This window comes from Flavobacterium sp. ZT3R18 (assembly GCF_007097385.1).
GTDB lineage: Bacteria > Bacteroidota > Bacteroidia > Flavobacteriales > Flavobacteriaceae > Flavobacterium.
This window is the reverse complement of the sequence record NZ_VJZS01000011.1, coordinates 120229-141056: the sequence shown is the minus strand read 5'-3', so window position 1 is coordinate 141056 and position 20828 is coordinate 120229. Positions and strand designations below refer to the sequence as shown.

The 20828-nt window shown below is 33.7% G+C and carries 14 protein-coding genes; 6 read left to right on the top strand and 8 right to left on the bottom strand.

What is annotated here, in order from left to right; genetic code table 11:
- Nucleotides 1-30: 30 nt before the first annotated feature.
- Genes FNW52_RS12925 through FNW52_RS12905 form a run of 5 tightly spaced genes read right to left on the bottom strand, consistent with a single transcriptional unit; the run spans nucleotide 31 to nucleotide 8330 of the window.
- Nucleotides 31-1758, bottom strand: a complete 1728-nt coding sequence (locus FNW52_RS12925; RefSeq protein WP_143377888.1) for a VCBS repeat-containing protein — start codon at nucleotides 1756-1758, stop codon at nucleotides 31-33.
- Between the two features lies 1 nt (nucleotide 1759).
- Nucleotides 1760-2746 (bottom strand): hypothetical protein, encoded by a 987-nt coding sequence (locus tag FNW52_RS12920; protein WP_143377887.1) that lies wholly within the window; start codon nucleotides 2744-2746, stop codon nucleotides 1760-1762.
- 11 nt (nucleotides 2747-2757) lie between these two features.
- A complete protein-coding gene (locus FNW52_RS12915; RefSeq protein ID WP_143377886.1) occupies nucleotides 2758-3261 on the bottom strand; it encodes a hypothetical protein in 504 nt (167 codons plus the stop codon).
- A 13-nt stretch (nucleotides 3262-3274) separates the two neighbouring features.
- Nucleotides 3275-7366, bottom strand: coding sequence for a TOMM system kinase/cyclase fusion protein (locus tag FNW52_RS12910; RefSeq protein WP_143377885.1), 4092 nt, complete (start codon nucleotides 7364-7366; stop codon nucleotides 3275-3277).
- A 28-nt stretch (nucleotides 7367-7394) separates the two neighbouring features.
- Entirely contained in the window at nucleotides 7395-8330 is a 936-nt protein-coding gene (locus FNW52_RS12905; protein ID WP_143377884.1) for an FHA domain-containing protein, read from the bottom strand.
- Between the two features lie 893 nt (nucleotides 8331-9223).
- Here FNW52_RS12905 and FNW52_RS12900 point away from each other — a divergent pair.
- The 4 genes from FNW52_RS12900 to FNW52_RS12885 all read left to right on the top strand — a co-directional run bounded on the left by FNW52_RS12900 (nucleotide 9224) and on the right by FNW52_RS12885 (nucleotide 14448).
- On the top strand, nucleotides 9224-9688 hold the full coding sequence (locus FNW52_RS12900; protein ID WP_143377883.1) for a hypothetical protein: 465 nt from the start codon (nucleotides 9224-9226) through the stop codon (nucleotides 9686-9688).
- A 459-nt stretch (nucleotides 9689-10147) separates the two neighbouring features.
- On the top strand, nucleotides 10148-11230 hold the full coding sequence (gene gcvT, locus FNW52_RS12895) for a glycine cleavage system aminomethyltransferase GcvT (RefSeq protein ID WP_143377882.1): 1083 nt from the start codon (nucleotides 10148-10150) through the stop codon (nucleotides 11228-11230).
- 201 nt (nucleotides 11231-11431) lie between these two features.
- Complete coding sequence (locus tag FNW52_RS12890) at nucleotides 11432-13468, top strand: S41 family peptidase (RefSeq protein WP_143377881.1); 2037 nt, start codon at nucleotides 11432-11434, stop codon at nucleotides 13466-13468.
- Between the two features lie 269 nt (nucleotides 13469-13737).
- Nucleotides 13738-14448 carry a YebC/PmpR family DNA-binding transcriptional regulator gene (locus tag FNW52_RS12885; RefSeq protein WP_116762873.1) on the top strand — a complete coding sequence of 237 codons (711 nt, stop codon included), beginning with the start codon at nucleotides 13738-13740 and terminating at the stop codon, nucleotides 14446-14448.
- Nucleotides 14449-14584: 136 nt separating this feature from the next.
- On the opposite strand, the gene FNW52_RS12880 is transcribed toward FNW52_RS12885, so the two are convergent.
- Both FNW52_RS12880 and FNW52_RS12875 read right to left on the bottom strand, forming a co-directional pair.
- The gene (locus FNW52_RS12880; protein WP_143377880.1) at nucleotides 14585-15625 is read right to left on the bottom strand and encodes a PLP-dependent cysteine synthase family protein; all 1041 of its coding nucleotides are present in this window, start codon (nucleotides 15623-15625) and stop codon (nucleotides 14585-14587) included.
- 73 nt (nucleotides 15626-15698) lie between these two features.
- Nucleotides 15699-17759, bottom strand: coding sequence for a S9 family peptidase (locus FNW52_RS12875; protein WP_143377879.1), 2061 nt, complete (start codon nucleotides 17757-17759; stop codon nucleotides 15699-15701).
- 132 nt (nucleotides 17760-17891) lie between these two features.
- On the opposite strand from FNW52_RS12875, the gene FNW52_RS12870 reads away from it, so the two are divergent.
- A complete protein-coding gene (locus tag FNW52_RS12870; RefSeq protein WP_143377878.1) occupies nucleotides 17892-18212 on the top strand; it encodes a YbaB/EbfC family nucleoid-associated protein in 321 nt (106 codons plus the stop codon).
- Between the two features lie 57 nt (nucleotides 18213-18269).
- On the opposite strand, the gene FNW52_RS12865 is transcribed toward FNW52_RS12870, so the two are convergent.
- Nucleotides 18270-19295, bottom strand: a complete 1026-nt coding sequence (locus FNW52_RS12865) for a low specificity L-threonine aldolase (protein ID WP_143377877.1) — start codon at nucleotides 19293-19295, stop codon at nucleotides 18270-18272.
- Nucleotides 19296-19527: 232 nt separating this feature from the next.
- On the opposite strand from FNW52_RS12865, the gene prfB reads away from it, so the two are divergent.
- Nucleotides 19528-20626, top strand: a protein-coding gene (gene prfB / locus FNW52_RS12860; RefSeq protein ID WP_143377876.1) for a peptide chain release factor 2 whose coding sequence is annotated in 2 segments (ribosomal slippage) — nucleotides 19528-19590 and nucleotides 19592-20626 — 1098 coding nt in all. Because the reading frame shifts where the segments join, the coding sequence is not laid out codon by codon here.
- Nucleotides 20627-20828 lie beyond the last annotated feature (202 nt).

The following is a 20828-nucleotide window of genomic DNA, read 5'->3' as shown; positions in this document are numbered from 1 at the left end:
ATTATTGATGCTCAAAAGCATCTTAACTTTTCAAGGCTTAGAATATTTACTATAATAAATAGCATTTCCTTTATTGGCATTCCAATAAGCAATATAAATATCCTTTTTCAAAGGCGTTTTATAGACAACTTCTACCTCAACAGCATGCGTAACACTAGTATTTAGCGTCAGTGCATTACTAGCATAATTCCAGCTATAAGCTCCATAATTTTGTATCACTTGATCGACTTTTACACTATCTATTGACAATACAACATTACAGGGTAGTGTTATCACAGGCCTATTAGGAGAAAATACCTGAGTAAACCTCCTTTGTTCGATTTTATTCGATTTCATTTTAGTGTATTGACGTGCATACCCCAAGAATATTTCCTGATTAACTCCATGTGCCTTGGAACGATATATTTGTTTGAATCTTGATCCATTGGCATCCCCACGCTTTCCTTCGAATATAAAAAATGGCGCTCCATCATTCAAATCCCCTCCTTCCATTTTGAAGAATCCCAATACTAGATCTGCATAACCATCATTATTGAGATCTCCCATAGAAGAAAACGACGGTTTGTTTACATTCATATCAGTTGCAGCTGTTTTCCAATAGATTTTTTTCTCTTGGCACCCAATAACAAAAAAATCCTCACCTAAACAATTACTTGAATTTAACATTCTATGACTATTCACCAATTTAAAAGCCTCTTCATCCTCTTTAACTCTTTGTACACCTACTAAAAAAGCAACATCCTTTTTATTAGGAACACTATTCTCTCCTTCTCTTAACAGACCAATATTTAACGTTACCGCTGCTAAAGAGCTACCAAACCCAAAAGACCATCCCACATTGGTCTCAATCCCAATTTTAGTATTGCTATCCAATTTACCATAAAACACACTAATAGCCTCATTGGTTTTAGACTTTTTCTCTCCCACATGACCAGGAGAATGACCAATTGTCAGATCCAACAATCCATCAAGATTAACATCAGCAAATTTTATTGACATCGCATTAAAGGAGTAATCGGTCTCCCAGATTTTTTTGTTTTTTAGTATTCCATTTTCATTTATACAAATTACAGATTTCGCAGGGGCAAACTCACCATTTTCATTAAGTTGACCAACATTTGCAACAGCTAAGTCTAAATCTCCATCAGCATCAAAGTCCCCTAAATCAATATCGAACGGAAATGCACCCAGTTCGATTTCATAGGTAGCTGTACTCGGAATAATCCCCCTGTTATTCATATATACTTTTACGCTGCCGGGTTTATAAAGATCTGATACATTTAAATCACTTTGGGAAATAAAAGATTCTGGATTAAACTGCGACCTTTTAAACACAGAAATCATAACTATATCTTGCCAACCATCTTTATTCAGATCGCCAATTTTAATTCTAGTATTAAAACCTTTATCATCTGCATAATTTGGTAAATAATAAGGCTCTCCAGTTTCTTTACCCCAATTGTTATAAATCGTTAATGGTTGCGGACACATATCGTTTCCATTAGCATCAACAACATCCATATAACCATTATTATCCAGATCTACACAGAACAGGCCTGTAGCATACATTCCATTTTGTTTAAAAACAAATGACGGTAAAGAATCATATAATTCCGGGGTAACCACTTCTACGAGTTGACCAGAGCGACCAATGATTTCTGATTCATTCTTTTGATATTGACAAGAAAATAGCAAAAAAGAAAACAATATAAAGAGAGTGTGATTAGCAACTCCTACAATTTTATTTTTATTTGTCATTTTAAAACAATTTATACACAGCATTTGCTCCCAGATAAAATTTTATTTCTGGGCGTTCTTGTTCTCCCAAAACAAATTTCACCATCACGTCTCTAACAACATCCATTTTCCAGTCCACTATAGTAGTATCAACCCTAGAAACACCCTGCCAAGTAACAACATCATCCACTTTATCAGAAACAAGAAGTTTGCGTTCCATTAGCAATCTAAAAAACTCACTCATTTCTTTTTTATTTAGTTCTGTATTATGCGGGTCATTTGGATAAACCTCAACTCCTAGTGTTGATCTAATTTCTTTAGGATAAGAGAGCTGTAATGATATGCTGAAACTAAACTTTTTTATTACTTCGATTAATTCTTGCAATAGAGTTACATTTCCTTTCCAATCAATGGCTTCTAGAAAAGATAAACAGGAAAATATAGGAATACTAATTATCAATCTGACACCTTCAACACCTCTTGCCTTCATATTTAAAACATGAAGTATATGAGCTGATTGTGGCATTTTATCGAAAGAACTGTTAATCTCCACAATCAAGGCGTCAGACATCGAAAAACCTTCGTATTTGAAACAATTCTGAATAGAATCTATAGATGTGATAGGGTCAAAACTCGAACTAACATTCTCTATATAACCTCTATGAATAGTCCACAGAAAAAAGGGGTTTTGAACTCGATAATCTATGATGTCAAACTCGAAGCTCAGCATGGGTATCCGACCGTTATTCAACCACTTTTTAACAATACTTAAGTCATGGCTTTCTTCAACAGTAGCGTTTTCAACATATTTGGAAAAGTTCCATGTACTCGCCATTCCTGTAAAATCTACTCTAGGTTCTTCATTAGCCCTAATTTCGAAATAAATAGAATGAAAAACGGGAGGTAACCCAGTACACAAGCTTTCTATTGAATTCATTGATTCATTCGAAACTAGTGTACTGGTTAAATACCGTTTTGTAACATTAATTAAATCAATTACTGCTATCATACTGGAATCTATTATTCTACGATAAAGGCATTCTTCAAAACTGAATATCCTACTTTCTCATTGTTTAGGTAAGCAATTAAGTCATAATCTCCAGAATTAAGGCTTCCATTAAAAATAGCTTGAATTAATTTATCACTACTAATTTTAAAATCTTTTGTCGAAATACTATCTGAGCTATTTCGGAACTCAATCTTATTAATTGATCCCTTTTCTAAAGAGTTAAAATTTGTGCCATGAATCTCAATTTTACCAATATTTTCAGAAACTGATTTTTTATCTGGTTTTACATTGGTAACCTTTACTGCTTCGGGGCTTGGCCATCCGAGCATATGAGGCAACTCCAATGATTCTTTAATTTCGGATGAGATTCGATCAATTAAAGCTTCTATTCCATTAGAATTAAGACTTTCAAAATCCATAATCCCATATCTTTCGAAAACAGAAATAGGGGTTTGAGAAAATTCTAATTTAAGTGTTTTGTCTTTGATTAAATCTGACATTAAATGTACTAACATAACTAATTGGTTTTTATTGATTTATAATTTTTCTAAAACTTACTATATTCTTCCAGTTTTTTGATTCAGTAACAGCATAAGAACCACTATTAGGAAAGGATGTTATTAGCTCTTCTACCAAATATAGATTATCATTTTGCCTCTCTTTACTTGTCATACACCTCACATATTGATAAATACAAAACAATTCTCCCCACTTGATATCATTCTTTTTAGAGAACGCAATACTATCTACAAAACAATGCTCATAGTCTTCATTTCCTAACTCAAATAATATCATTCCTTTGAAACAATGATAATACAACACAGGGAAATTGATCCCATTTAGCATACAGGCTTCTAATCCTTCGTTGATATGATCCAATGCCTTTGAATATTCTTTTTTATCATAAAGGAACTTGATAACAAATAAAAAATACCATTCTTTAAAAGCTACTAAACCTGACTGATTAAACAACTCAAAAAAGAGTTCCTCGGATTCTGCTGTACCTTGCAATAAAGCCAGACACTCTTTCATTAATTTACAACCTATAACTATAAATCCTAATTCATTCTCAGTTGCAATATCGATAGCCTTTGACAAATGTTGATCTGCTATATTTAAATCTTCATTGGCATCTCCAAAATAAGAAGCCTTAATTAAGTACGCTGAAGCAATTTGCCAATGCGTTCCAGCTAACATATCATCGTAACCTAGATCAATTGATTCCCTCAATACTTCTGAAATTTGTTTTTCTGCTAATTCAATATTTCCTAAACATACATTTGAAATAAACTCAAAACATTTTATGATTGCTAAAGAATTGGGGGCAAATAATTCTCCCTCGGCTCCTTTTGTTTTTTGACTTAATTCATAAGTAGATTTACAGGTTTCAACCACTCCTTTAAATTCAGCTCTCAGGTATTTAACATAACAATCATTAGTTCTTGCAATAATTAAATTGGCCACAGATACATTTTCATGAGAAGTGGTAGATAACTTTTCCACTATTCCGAAGGCTCCATTAATATCTGCTCTATTTATTTTATTAAAACATCTATTATTAAGGACTTCAAATTTTAATTCTGGACTGATATCATTTTCATACGCTAATTGAAATGCTTTTTCGTTATTTTCTTCAACATCGGAAGATGTAAATCCACTGGTATACAGCTGAGTTTCTCCAAGCAAATTATAGATCCTTATTTTGGACTCCACTTTTTTATTTTCATTTTGAATGGATTCAACGTAATTCAGAGCCTTAGACAAATAGAAAACTGTATCCAAATACGCACCCGTTTTTTGGCGACTTACTAATGCTGAATCAAACCAATATTTCTGAGATTTTTCAAAATCCGTAGCTTGTTCGTAATGAAATGCTATAATTTGTAAAGAGATCTCTTTTTGTATATTACAGTTTTTCTCTAAAGTTTCGGCTATATTTCTATGAACCTCTTTTCGATTAGTACTTACCATTCCATCATAAGCAGCATCACGAATTAAAGCGTGACGAAAAATGTAATTTTCCCCTTTAACTCTTCGCTGACGATAGACTAAATCCGAATTCAGTAACAAATTTAAATCACTTTGTACTGTTGCTTCGTCTTTTGTTGAAGCTTTAATAAGTAATTCATAGCTAAATTCTCTTCCAATAACAGCTGCTAATTGTGCTGTTTCTTTCGCTAAGCTCAATCGATCTAATCTTGCATTCAATAAATCTTGAAGAGTCGAAGGTATTAACTTGGTATCAATATCTTCTACCAAATCATATCCCTCATTGTCCAACACAACATAATTTTGGTCAACCAACATACGGGTCAATTCTTCTACATAAAGAGGAATGCCGTCTGCTCTTTCGAAAATGTATAGCAACGCTTTTTTACTAATAGATTTTCCGTCCAGACTTCCTTCTACTAAAAGCTTAACAGAATCTTCTGATAGAATTTCAATATTTATCTGAGAAAGGCAATCCAAGTTCCAAGGGTTCACAAATTCAGGTCTTGTTGTCATTAATAACAAATAATGTCCTTCATTTGTGTCTGATAAAATATATTCAATGAAGTCTGCACTAGTTTGATCTAACCAATGCAAATCTTCGACTACTAAGAGGAAGGATTTTTCATTATCCAAAAAGAGTAAACATTGCTTTAAAGTTTGAAATAACAGTTGTTTTTGTTTTTCAGGTGATGCTAGCCTTACAGCACATTCCTCAGGTATCGGAATTGACAACCACGAGCACAAAAGAGGCAAGGTTTCATCTACCGAACATCCAGTTTTCTCCAATACTACTTTCAAGCGAGAAATTGCTATGTCTTTATCTTCAATCCCTGAGATCCCACAATGATTTCGAAGCATATGTAGGAAAGGATATAGCGCATTATTCTGGTGTTCTGGAAAACAACGACATTCGCAGACTCTTCCACCAACAGAACGTATTTCTTTTTTTACTTCATAAACCAATTTTGACTTCCCTATTCCTGCCTGTCCACTTATAAGTACTGAACTATCGCTTTCCATACTATTCTGCCATAATTGGAGTATACTGTTTTTTTCACCATCCCTACCAATCATTTTCTTATCAGCACTCCATGGTCGCAAAGAAGATAAAGCTTCTGTTTGGCGCTCTCCAACTAACTGATATGTTTCTATGGTTTCACGGCCATTTGAAAACTGAATTTCATCGACGCTCTCAAACTCCAAATAGGGTTCCAATAATTTTTTGGCAGGTGCACTAACCAGTACAGATCCCGAAGTAGCCATGTACACCAAATCAAAGGCCATATTGGGTACACTTCCCTCTGGTAAATTATTCCGTTGGACTAAAACTGTTCCTGTGTGCAAGCCCACTCGAATATCTATGCTAATACCTTGCTGCTCCATCAATAGAGCATTTCTTTTTTTTACTGCCGTAACTATTTCTAATGCCGTTCTTCCAGCCCTTCTTGCATCAGTGTCACTTGATTCAGGATAACCAAAATAAACTGCCAAATTATTCATAAAAGTTTCCGAAACATATCCACCATATCGAATCGCAATATCTTTACACAAGTTCAGCTGATCCTTTTGAATAGTATCCAAAGTCTCCAAATCCAAATGCGTTCCTCGAGAAACTACTAAATTGAGCTTGAGACAAAGTATTGTCATTTGTTTTCGAGCTGCGGTCACACCACTCCAAACCATCTCATCGGCAACAGTATATTCCTGATAATCGGCAATTACATTCTTTTGCCCATCAATGTCCCCTATCAAGGTATTGAAATTAATTTGTTCAAACTCTTCAAAAACAGTTTGCGCATTTTCCGCCCTATTCCTAGAGTTTTTCTCCAAAACCCTTCTTAACAAACTAGCCAAGGGATGACCAACAATCGAAGGAGGTAACGGTACACTCGAAGCCATTAACTGTTTCTGGAACACTTCGGCAATAGAGACTCCACCCATCACCGGTTTACCAGTTAAACACTCAATAACGATAAGTCCCCACGAATACAAATCTGATTTTACAGTAGATGGTTCTCCCCTTAATTGCTCAGGGGCACTATATGTAGGGGTTCCTAATACGTCTTGCGCGACGGTTAAATCCTGATAATCTATAGAACGAAAATCTTGGGTAAAAGCTCCAATACCAAAGTCTAAAATCTTTACATGATTTTTAGAACCCCATTTTGAAACCATAATATTATGAGGCTTCAAATCCCTGTGAACGATTCCTTTATTATGGGCGCAAACCAAACCATCAAGCACTTGTCCCATTATGTTTGCCATAACGGGAGCCGAAAGATGCTTGTTACGTAGAATATAAGAATTTAAGGTTTCTCCATGTACAAATTCAAATACCGCATAAGGTTCTCCTCTATCTGAGCATCCTTTGTCAAGAAGTTGCACAATGTTGGGGTGATAAATTTCAGAACACAATTGGGTTTCTCGCTCAAAACGAGCCAATTGTTGCTTTTTCTTATGTTCGGTTGTACCTGCACAAATCTTTACTGTTTTTATCGCGACAAACTTACCTGTACTAATTTGTTCCGCCTTAAAAACCAATCCGCAACCACCCTCTCCAATTTTTTCAATATATCTGAAGTTGTCAATTACTTCTAGTTTATTCACAGCCAAAGGGGTGTTTTTCATTTATCAACATAAATTATAAAATAATACATTATGCGTATTCTAATTCATTTTCTATTTTAAAATTGAGCATTCCAAAACGTAATTTCCCTTTTTTTCTTTCTATAATATCCGAAAATAAATAACCATAAGGTGTTAATTTCATCAAATTCTTGCGCAAACGACAGATTAAGGTATTAATATAATAATCATCTACATCCATTAATAATTCTTTACTCAGAGCCTTTCTTAAATTTTCTAATTGAACCCACCCACATATTGATTCAATCAGACCACTATCTAAATCTTGTTGTTTTGCCAAAACCAAATGAAGCAACAAATGGTTATAAACGCGAACTCCTAAATCTAGTATCAAATCATTTATTTTTATTCTTGAGGAAATAGTTTCTTGATCCATACTTAATAAAAAATGGAAATAAGCATTTTCAGTAATATCAATATTCATGTTGGTATCCGCTAAACATTCATTCTCTATAAACTCATATTCTTTTCCATCTAAGCAATATCGTTTTCCATGAACAAGAATAGTCTCAGTTTCTCCATCATCGATCAACCAGTTTCTATGTTTGTTATGAAATAAAGTCCATTTCGGGTTATCTTTATCGGGAAGCATTAATCCTTTTCCTAAATCAATGAATTTATCATTACTTTGAATGTCTTTTAAATAACTATTAGGTCTATCCAAATTAATAATTTTCCATATTCCCATTTCATTATTTGCAAACTGTATCAAATCATTTATTTCTAATTTTCTTGTTGAATGATGCAAATGGAAGTGATTCACTTTTGTTCCATTACTACTAAAATCAGTCAATTGCCAATGATTACTATCCCAATATACAATGGCATGTTTACGAGAAACGGTGCTTTCTTCAAAACAACTCTTATTATTTTTGTCTCTCCCTACCGTATGCTGACTCTGTAGAATTAATTCTTCTCCATTTAATAAATTTCTAATTATCGCCATTTTAAAAAGAATTTGTTTTACATTGATTTAAAAAAATATTAAATAACCTTATGTCATAATTAATAATCATTACATAATTAAAGAAACAATTGCAGTATTCAATCTTTTAAGAATAACCACAAAAATATTCCCATACAATCTATATTATTCTCTGAAACTTAATTAAGGTGAATCGAGATAAAAACACAGTTCTTCTTTTAATCAGCAAAGAACAATTTTAAAATGTTTTTTTTTAAAGTCTAATCCTTTTCAAAGAGAGATTAATATGATATCTTCATATAAAAGCATTATTCCTATAAAAAATATAAAATTACAAAAGTTTGTCTTATAAATCAATATGTTTTAATGATTTTCAAAACTAACTGGTTAAACGATAAGAACGTTTTAAAAGATTGTGTGTTTACGAAAATTTTTAGAATAAATGACACGATAATGAAATCTGTAATTTTATTTTCAGACAAGCAATAAACAATGCTTATTCTTAAACCATTTTTAACAATTACAATTCAGCTTATTAATTAGTTAATAGTGATAACCTTTTGAATGTATAAAAAAAAAGCCGTTTTATTTATATGGAATTAACTCCCTATGATTTTTATACTCAAAATCAAATTTAAATGAAATACTATGTCTATAAGCACGTATTTATACGTAATTATTTACTTTTAAGGATTGAATATAGCAATACCTTAAATTAGTTTGAAATTTTGTTTGAAAAATGGTCACAGCGTAATACCGTTTGTTATTTCAAATTAGTCCAATAAAAATTGGACAAAATAAAACATACAACGGCATTACACCAACACCATTGGATTATATATGATGATTAATGGTATAATCTGCAACTAAAAAAAATCATACATTTATGGACTAATAAATAATTAACTAAACCCATGGAAAAACTAAAAAAATTAATACAAGATTTAGAAAGTAAAATTCCAAATCAAGAAATTCTCAATCCAGCAATCTCAAAATCATCGGTTGGTTGGCATATTGAGCATACGTTATTGACGATGAACTTAGTCATTGAAGCCTTGCAAAAGTCTAATCCAGAAAAATACAAACGGACATTTAACTTCAACCGCATTCTAGTATTTACCCTTAATAAAATTCCGAGAGGAAGAGCCAAAGCACCAAAAGTGGTTCAGCCTAAAGTAGACTTCAATACAGAAACCTTGAAAAGCCATCTCGAAAAAGGCAAAACAAAATTAGCCGAATTAAATACAATCAGTGGCAAAAACTATTTTGAACATCCTTATTTTGGTCATTTAAGGGTAAAACCAACCATCAAATTTCTTGAAATTCATACAAATCATCATCTGCAAATTATAACAGACATTATAAAAAGTAATAGATAAAATCCTTAACGTTTTTAATAAAAACACTAAATTACTAACGGCAAATTCACAAAATCAATAACTTTATAAACTATAAATCAACATGCAAATTAATTTAAAACAAACAAGACTAATACTAAGAATTGTTGGAACACTTTCTCTAATCGCATTCTCTATTCTTAAAGCATTAAACATTAACGAATTGCTAAGTATTTATTCTTTGTATTTAAGTGTGTTTTGCTTTTTTATTATTCTAGGTTTTAGCTTTATCCAGTTTTTAAGAAATCATTACTTCACAAAATAAAAAAGGGTAAAAAAAGATTAAAAACAGCTAATATTTGACAACTGAAATCCAATTCCTATTTCCCTTTGGCATTCAATCCTTTGTAAATTAAAAATATATTTTTTTCAATGTTTATAGGCTTTGCCACAAAAAATAAAAGCCATAAATTAGCAGTCTAAACTTTATAAAAAAAAACAATGAAAAATACTGCTTTAACGCACATACACGAGGGTCTGGGAGCGAAAATGCTACCGTTTGCTGGATACAATATGCCAATTCTTTATGAAGGGGTAAATGCTGAACACGAAACGGTTCGAAATACAGTAGGTGTTTTTGATGTATCCCACATGGGGGAATTTATTCTATCAGGTCCAAATGCATTGGCTTTAATACAAAAAGTAACTTCGAATGATGCAGCTACATTAACAATTGGTAGGGCACAATATTCTTGTTTACCTAATAATGAAGGCGGAATTGTAGATGATTTAATTATCTACAAAATGAAAGAAGAACAGTACTTATTGGTTGTAAATGCATCAAATATTGATAAAGATTGGGATTGGATTTCGGCTCATAATGATTTGGGTGTAGAGATGAGAAACCTATCAGATGACTATTCTTTATTGGCTATTCAAGGTCCTAAAGCCGTTGAAGCTATGCAATCATTATCTTCTATTGATTTAGGAGCTATTACCTACTATCATTTTGAAGTAGCAGATTTTGCAGGTAGAGACAATGTGATTATTTCTGCTACTGGATATACAGGATCAGGAGGTTTTGAAATTTATTGTAAAAATGAAGATGCTGAGCACATTTGGAATAAAGTTTTTGAAGCAGGAGCATCTTATGGAATAAAACCAATTGGTTTGGCTGCTCGTGATACTTTGCGTCTAGAAATGGGATTCTGTTTATACGGAAACGATATCAACGATACGACTTCTCCACTTGAAGCTGGATTAGGATGGATTACAAAATTCAATAAAGAATTTACCAATTCTGAGAATTTAAAGAAGCAAAAAGAAGCGGGAGTAACGAAAAAATTAGTAGCTTTCGAGATGCAAGAGCGTTCTGTACCAAGACATGATTACGAAATAGTAGATGCTACTGGAACAGTAATTGGAGTTGTAACTTCTGGAACCATGTCACCATCCATGAACAAAGGAATTGGATTAGGTTACGTAACTACTGAAAATAGTACTGTAGACAGTGATATTTTCATTAGAATTAGAAAAAATGATGTTGCTGCCAAAGTAGTAAAATTACCTTTCTATAAAAAATAATTATTTTTAAACTATTCAGCTCTTAGTGATTGGCAGATAGTGATTAGCATCTGACGTGTCAAAAAGAATAATTTTCTAAAAAATAGATACAGATTGCTTTTTTTATATTAGTTTTTAGATGTATTTTTAGGGATACCCCTCCCTTGTTGCTAATCACTAAGGACTATTAACTAATTACTGAATAATTACTAATTTTTTTATATGAACAAAATTTCACTTGTACTATTCTTGTTCACCCATTCTCTATTTGCACAAAATAGCAATCCTACATGTGAAATTCTTTTCAAAATAAATAAGCTCATTCAACAGGAGCATGTTAATCCAAAGCCGGTAAACGATAGTTTATCGGCTTATGTTTTTGACAACTTAATGAATGAACTAGACCCATCAAGAAACATTTTTTACAAATCGCAATTTGATGCTCTTTCTAGTAAATACCGTCTCCATTTAAATGATTATATTCTAAAAAAAGACTGTTCTTTTATATCCGAAATCAAAGCGCTGTATAAAACTAATCTTGAGAGAAACAAACTCATTTTAGAAAAAATAAATAAAGAAACTCTTGATTTCAGTCAAATAGACACGATTCGATTCAAACAAAAAAAATTCAGTTTTTACGTTAAAGAGAGTGACGTTGAGAAAGTTTGGAGAAAAAAAATTCGTTACGAAATATTAAATGATATTTCAGGAAAAAGCAAAAATTTAGATTCTATAAAAATTAATTTTAACTCATTACTGGTAAAATCCAAGAAAACAATTATCGATAACGAACTTTGTAAAGTTAACGCTTTAACAAAAAGCGAAAAAACTTTTGAAGACGGTCTTTATAATATCTTTTGTGCTTATTTCGATCCCCACACCAATTATTTTAGCAACGATTCAAAATCTAGTTTTGTATCTACTTTATCCAAAGAACATCTTTCAATGGGTTTAAACGTAAGCCTTAACAGTAAAAATGAAATCATTGTAAATGAAATTGATCCAAATGGTCCAGCCTTTAAAACTGGGAAAATCAAGAAAGGAGATCAAATTTTATCGGTTTCCAATCAAAAAGAAACTTTGCAAGTTTCCTGCGCCTCTATAGAATCCATTTCAACTTTATTAGGTTCAGAATTAAACACCAGCATCACACTAACTCTTAGAAGGAACGCAGGTAAAATTTTTAAAGTTAACATACTAAAGCAAGTTTTAAAGGACGAAGAAAATACCGTTTATAGCTTTGTCATTGATAAGAATATCAAAATTGGATATATTAAAATCCCTAGTTTCTATTCCGATTTTGAAGGCCGAAGTGGCAAAGGGTGCGCGCAAGATGTTGCCAAAGAAACCATTAAACTAATGAAGGACGACATCAAAGGATTAGTTATTGACTTAACTGACAATGGCGGAGGATCAATGGAAGAAGCCATAAAATTAGCCGGCTTATTTATTGAATCTGGACCAATCTCAATATTGGTTGATAATAAAAAAAGATTATCAGTGATAAATGACCCGTATAAAGGCGTGATTTACAAAGGCCCTGTTATCATAATAATTAACGGAAACTCTGCCTCTGCAAGTGAATTTTTCGCCTCTATTATGCAAGATTATAATCGGGCTCTTTTGATTGGCAGCACTTCTTTAGGAAAAGCCACCATGCAAACCATCGCCCCTTTAGAAAAAAATGATGATCAAAATTTTGTAAAAATAACTGTTAGTAAGTTTTACAGAATAACCGGAAAAAGCCATCAAGCAGTTGGCGTGGTACCAGATGTGCAAATTCCTACGATATATCAAACTGTTTTTCAAAAAGAAAGTGAGTTCCCTACTGCCATACCCAATGACAGTTTAAATACGCATGTTCAATTTAAAACCTATGTAAAAAATAGCTTAATCGACGAACTATCACAAAAAAGTGCCAAAAGAGTAGCCGAAGATCCCTATTTTAATTCGGTAAAAGTACTGAATTCAAAAATTGATTTAATAGTCCACAAACCAAAGTTAGAAATACCGATGACGATAGATAGCGTTTTTGAAGAACAAAATAGCATTACTAATTTATGGGAAGAAATCAACAACTTTGACGCCAAAGATTTAAATCTAAATGTATCCAATTCTGATTATAACAAATCATTACTTATCATTTATCCTTCTGAGAAAGAGTACAATCAAATGCAATTAGACGCTTTAAAATCGAACCATTACCTCAATGAAGCGATAACAATCATCGCAGACTTTAAAGCATTAAAAAGAAATTAAAACATAACTATTCAGTCTCAGTTTTCAGCCCAAAATGGGTGTTGTTTTTTTAATATAGTTCTAAATAAACTCCCTTTCTCACAAATATTGTTAAGACAGCGAATTATATTGTTTACAGACAACTCTGAAAACTGCGACTGCGACTGGAAACTGTAACCTTAATAGATACATTAAAAGAAATTTTGAGTATAATTTCTCAAAAGATCATCAATTGATTTTGGAAAAATAAGGAATAGCTGTATTTTTGCAGTTCAAAATAACAAAAAGAAATGGGAAGAGCGTTTGAGTTCCGAAAAGGTAGAAAAATGAAACGTTGGTCAGCAATGGCCAAAGCATTTACCAGAATTGGTAAAGATATTGTAATGGCCGTAAAAGAAGGCGGTCCAAATCCAGAAGCTAACTCTCGATTAAGAGCCGTGATTCAGAACTCTAAGGCAGCCAATATGCCAAAAGAGAACGTAGAACGCGCCATCAAAAAAGCAATTGACAAAGACACAGCCAACTATAAAGAAGTATTGTTTGAAGGATATGCTCCACACGGAATAGCCCTTTTGATTGAAACAGCTACCGATAACAACAACCGAACTGTTGCCAATGTTAGAAGCTATTTCAACAAATGCAACGGAACAATGGGTACTCAAGGATCTGTTGAGTTCATGTTTGACCACACTTGTAACTTTAGAATCCCTGCAAAAGGAATGGATCCTGAGGAACTAGAATTAGAATTAATCGATTTTGGTGCTGAAGAAGTTTTTGAAGACGAAGATGGCATCTTAATTTACGCCCCTTTTGGAAGCTTTGGAACCATACAAAAAGAGCTTGAAAATAGAAATATAGAAATTCTTTCTTCTGGTTTTGAAAGAATCCCACAAATCACAAAAAAACTTACCGAAGCTGAAATGGCTGACGTAGAAAAACTGATCGAAAAAATGGAAGAAGATGATGACGTGATGAACGTATATCATACCATGGAGGAGTAGATTTCTGATTTTAGATTAACGATTTTAGATTGCAGATATAGCTACAAAAAAACTCTCGATATTTCGAGAGTTTTTTTATTTCTAAGTAATCCAACAAATCTAAAAATCACAAATCGTTAATCTACAATCTTAATTCTTATTTAATAAATTCAATTTTTTGCGCTTCTTCTTCATTAATACTATCAAAGAAACCTTGATCATTCATCCATTCATCGCTGAATACTTTACTCATATAACGAGAACCGTGATCTGGAAAAATAGCGATTACATTACTGTTTTTATCAAACTCCCCTTCTTCTGCATATTGCTTAATCGCCTGCATTACCGCTCCTGAAGTATATCCAACAAATAACCCTTCTTTTTTAGTAACTTCTCTTGCTGCGTGAGCACTTTCTTCATCCGAAACTTTGATGAATTTATCAATGATATCAAAATCTGTCGCCGATGGGATTAAGTTCTTACCTAAACCTTCTATTCTATAAGGATAAATCTCATCATTATCGAATTCTTTGGTCTCATGGTATTTTTTTAAAACCGAACCAAATGCATCTACTCCAAGTATTCGAATATTAGGGTTTTGCTCTTTCAAGTATTTTGCTGTTCCGGAAATAGTTCCTCCGGTTCCGCTACAAGCTACAAGGTGGGTAATTTTACCATTGGTTTGTTTCCAAATTTCTGGGCCCGTAGATTTATAATGAGCATCAATATTCAATTGATTAAAGTATTGATTAATATAAACCGATCCTTTTGTTTCCTCGTGTAAACGCTTGGCTACATTATAATACGAACGGTCATCATCTGCAGAAACGTGGGCTGGACAAACATATACTTTAGCCCCCAAACTTCTTAACATATCAATCTTATCTTTGGATGATTTTGAACTTACAGCAAGAATACAATTGTATCCTTTTATAATGCTTACCATAGCCAAACTAAAGCCTGTATTACCAGAAGTTGTTTCGATTATAGTGTCGCCCGGAGACAAAATACCTTGTTTTTCTGCTTCTTCGATGATGTATAAAGCTATCCTGTCTTTCGAAGAATGTCCTGGATTAAAGGATTCTACCTTAGCGTAGAAATTTCCTTCTAACTCTTCAGTGACTTTATTTAGTTTAATAAGCGGTGTATTACCTATTAATTCTAAAACATTATTATAAGCATTTATTTCTTCTTTCATAAAAAAATAGTTTATCTGTGGGCATTTTTTCAACTGACCCCGATATGATGCAAATCTAACAAAAAAAATCTAATTACTTTTGTATTTTTTCTAAATCTAGTAAAAAACTGTACTCTTTAGCCAATTCCTTGATTGCTTCAAAGCGTCCAGAAGCTCCACCGTGACCCGCATCCATATTGGTGTCTAAAAACAAAAGGTTGTCATCTGTTTTTAAAACCCTTAACTTAGCCACCCATTTAGCTGGCTCCCAATACTGTACCTGAGAATCATGCAAACCTGTGGATATGTACATATTCGGATACTTTTGAGATACTATATTATCATAAGGCGAATAAGACAACATATAGTCATAAAATTCCTTAACGTTTGGATTTCCCCATTCATCATATTCTCCTGTGGTAAGCGGAATACTATCATCAAGCATCGTCGTTACAACATCGACAAAAGCAACTTGAGCAATCACTCCATTATACAATTCGGGTGCCATATTAACCACCGCTCCCATTAACAAACCTCCAGCAGATCCTCCTTCGGCATATAAATGTTGGGGTGAAGTATATTTTTCATCTATTAGAAACTTGGAGCAATCTATAAAATCGGTAAACGTATTTATCTTTTTTAACAACTTCCCATCTTCATACCATTGCCTCCCCAAGTCTTCTCCTCCACGAATGTGCGCAATAGCAAAAACAAACCCTCTATCCAATAAAGTCAATCGGGTCGACGAGAATGTGGCATCCATAGAATGACCGTAAGAGCCATAAGCATACTGAAGCAAAGGATTACTACCCTCTTTCTTCAATCCTTTTCTATAAACCATAGAAATAGGGATTTTTGTCCCATCCTCTGCCGTTGCCCAAACACGCTCTTCGGTATAATTATTTTTATCAAACTTTCCGCCAAGAACTTGATGCTCTTTCTTGACTTCTTTGATTTTGGTTTTCATATTAAAATCAATAATAGACGATGGCGTTGTCATCGATTGATACCCATAACGCAATACATCCGTATCAAAATCAACATTGGAAGACGTATAAGCCGTATAGGTTTCGCTTTCAAAAGGAAGGTAATACTCCCCTTCTCCACTCCATGGCATAATTCGGATTTTATTCAAACCATTCTCCCGTTCTTCTACCACCAAAAAGTCTTTAAAAATCTCTATATCTTCTAATAAAACATCTTTTCTGTGCGCAATTACTTCTACCCAATTGGTTTTTGAAGTCTTGTTTACTGAAGTTTTCATCAATTTAAAATTCTCGGCTTTATCCTTATTGGTCATAATATAAAAACTATCCCCGTAATGATTGATGCTGTATTCTAACCCTCGAACCCGTTTCTGAAACATTTTAAATTCCCCGTCCGGATTATCGGCATCCAGAATTTGATACTCTGTTGTAAGCGTACTCCCAGACTCTATTGCCAAGTATTTTCTGGATTTAGACTTAGCGATTTCAACATTAAACGTTTCGTCTTTTTCAAAATAAACCAAGACATCCTCTTCTTGCTTTGCACCCAATTTATGCTTTAAAATTTTATCCGAACGCAACGTAACATCGTCTTGATCCGAATAAAATATAGTTTTATTGTCATTTGCCCAAACGGCGCTTCCGGTAACATTCTCGATTTTATCTTCTAAAATCGTATTGTCTTCAAGATTTTTGATTTGGATCGTATAAATGCGTCTCCCTACAATATCACAACTAAACAAAGCCATTTTATTATCTGGGCTAATACTCAAAGCACCCAATTGAAAATAAGGCTTATCCTTTGCCATTTCGTTGCAATTGAACAATATTTCTTCTTTTGCCGAAAGGCTTTCTTTTTTACGAGAATAAATAGGGTAATCTTGTCCTTTTTCAAAACGAGTGATATAGTAATACCCATTGTACAAATAGGGAACCGACTGATCGTCTTCCTTTATTCTACTTTTCATTTCCTCAAATAATGCTGTTTGAAAATCTTTGGTATGTGCCGTTTTCTCGTGATAATAGGCGTTTTCTTGGTTCAAATAATCAATAACTTCAGGGTTCTCTCTGTCATTTAACCAAAAGTAATTATCAACTCTAATCTCTTTGTGTTTTTTTAGCTTTTTTGGAATAATTTTAGCTATTGGAGGTTGTATCATTTCTGGCATCGTTGGCGCTTTGGTTAAAAATATAATTACAAAAATAACACAAAGACAATTAATAATGAATGTGCTTAAACAAAATAGTTTATAAAGTAGTAATTATGTAAATTTGCATTTCAATTTTTAAAAAACATCAAAATGGATTTAATGGGAATGATGGGCAAACTTAGAGAAACCCAACAAAAAATCGAAGATACTAAAAAACGTTTAGACACTGTACTAATTGACGAACAAAGCAGCGATAATTTACTAAAAGTTACTTTGACTGCCAATACCAAAATTAAATCAATTACCATCGATGATTCTTTATTGGAAGACAAAGAACAATTGGAAGATTACTTAATTTTAGTTTTGAATAAAGCAATTGAAAAAGCAGCAAACGTAAACCAAACCGAATTGGATGCCGTTACTAAAATGGACATGCCTATGATTCCGGGAATGGAAGACATGTTTAAATAGGGTTTATTGTTGATAGTTTTTGGTTTTTGGTTAAAACTATCAACTAAAAACTATCAACTAAAAACTAAACTTCTGCAGCGTTTCCAACACATACGTATGCATCACTTCTTTATAATCCAGATGTGTTACAATTCGAAGTTTTCCGTGTCCTAGCGCACTTATTAAGATGTTTTTTTCTTTGAGTTTCTCGATAAATAATTTTTCACTCAATCCTGTTCTTACCGAGAAAATCAAAATATTCGTTTCTACAGGTTCAATTTTACCAATCCACGGTTGTCGTGACAAAACCTCGGCAATCTCTCTGGCTCTTCTATGGTCATCTACCAATTTGGCAATATTATTATCTAAAGCAAAATTTCCTGCTGCCGCTAAATACCCCACCTGACGCATACCACCACCTAATATTTTTCGAATACGCAATGCTCTATGAATTACCTCTTTACTTCCCAAAAGAACTGAACCGATAGGCGCTCCCAATCCTTTGGACAGACACACCGAAATCGTATCAAATAACGCTCCAAATTCTCTAGGATGCTGTTTTTTGGCTACAACTGCATTCCAAATTCGAGCACCATCCAAGTGAAATTTTAAATTATTGGCATCACAAACCGCTTTTATTTTCTTTAATTCTTCCAAGTCATAACACGCTCCTCCTCCTTTATTGGTGGTGTTTTCCACACACACCAAACTTGTTAACGGACTGTGATAAAACTCAGGGTCATTTATAGCTCCAGCCACTTGTTCGGCTGTTATCATTCCACGATTTCCATCTAGTAAACAGCAAGAAACCCCACTGTTAAACGAAACGCCACCTCCTTCATAATGATACACATGAGCATATTTATCGGTAATTAATTGTTCTCCCGGTTGAGTATGCAACTTAATCGCCGCTTGATTCGCCATAGTTCCAGACGGAAAAAAAAGCCCCGCTTCCATACCAAACATCGCCGCCAATCTCGCTTCAAGAGCAATAACCGTTGGGTCTTGTTTGTACACATCATCTCCCACTTGAGCGTTAAACATATACTGCAACATTTCAACCGATGGCTTGGTAATTGTGTCGCTAATTAAATTTATTTCCATAATCGTACCCGTAATTTATTTTCGTTTTAGTCCGGAACTTCCAGCATAACGCCATACTACATCACTTATTGTCCTCCCGATAACTCCCGATAATTATCGGGACTGGATTATTACACAAATTTTGAAATAGCTAACGGTAATCTAAAAACTATATCCTATTTTTGCATTCAAAACTAGTAAAATTATTAGAAGCTAATCCAATAATTTTTCAACGCAAAATTACTATAAATTTATGACAACTACCGAACAAATAAAAGGTATTGTGGAGCGCCTTGGTGCGTTGAGGAGGTATCTTTGACGTTGATGCCAAACTTATCGAAATTGCCAACGAAGAAGAAAAAACGTTTGCTCCCGACTTTTGGAACAATCCCAAAGAAGCCGAAATTCTTGTAAAAAATCTGAGAAGCAAAAAAAAATGGGTCGAAGATTACAACAAAGCTGTCGACATGACAGACGAGTTGCAACTCGCCTATGACTTCTACAAGGAAGGAGAGTTAACTCCCGAAGAATTAGACGATCAGTACAATTCAACTCAAGCACATATTGAAGCTATAGAATTCAAAAATATGCTTTCGGAAGAGGGCGATAGTTTGAGTGCTGTACTACAAATTACAGCCGGAGCCGGTGGTACAGAAAGTTGCGATTGGGCCGAAATGCTCATGCGTATGTACATGATGTGGGCCGAAAAAGAAGGGTACAAAATTAGAGAGTTGAATTTCCAGAAAGGAGATGCAGCGGGAATAAAAACAGTAACACTCGAAATTGAAGGGGATTATTCTTTTGGGTATCTCAAAGGAGAAAACGGCGTACATCGATTGGTACGAATTTCTCCTTTTGACAGCAATGCCAAAAGACATACTTCGTTTGCATCCGTGTACGTGTACCCGCTTGTGGATGATACCATTGAAATAGAAATCAATCCTGCTGATATCGACATCACAACAGCGCGATCTAGTGGCGCAGGAGGTCAAAACGTAAACAAGGTAGAAACCAAAGTACAATTGACTCACAAACCAACCGGTATTCAGATTCAATGCTCGGAAACCCGTTCACAACACGATAATAGAAACCGTGCCATGCAAATGTTACGTTCTCAATTGTATGAAATTGAACTTAAAAAGCAACAAGAGCAACGCAGCGATATCGAAGCCGGAAAAATGAAAATCGAATGGGGTTCGCAAATACGCAATTACGTGATGCAACCTTATAAACTCGTCAAAGACGTTCGCACAGGTTACGAAACCAGCGATGTTGACGGCGTAATGAATGGAAACATTGACCCGTTCCTTAAAGCATTCCTGATGATGATGGGGCAACGCGAGGAAGAATAGTTTGCAGTATTCAGTGTTCATTTTTTTAGTAACCAGTGAACAATCTCACACAAAAATGCCTTTCAATAATTTTTGAAAGGCATTTTTTGTATGAGATTTAAAATTATTAATGGTGAAATCTCATTTATTCCAATAACTATCGGGATTAACGAGGTTTATTTTTGAGATAAAGTTCCGTAAAAAAGAAATCGCTTTAAAAATT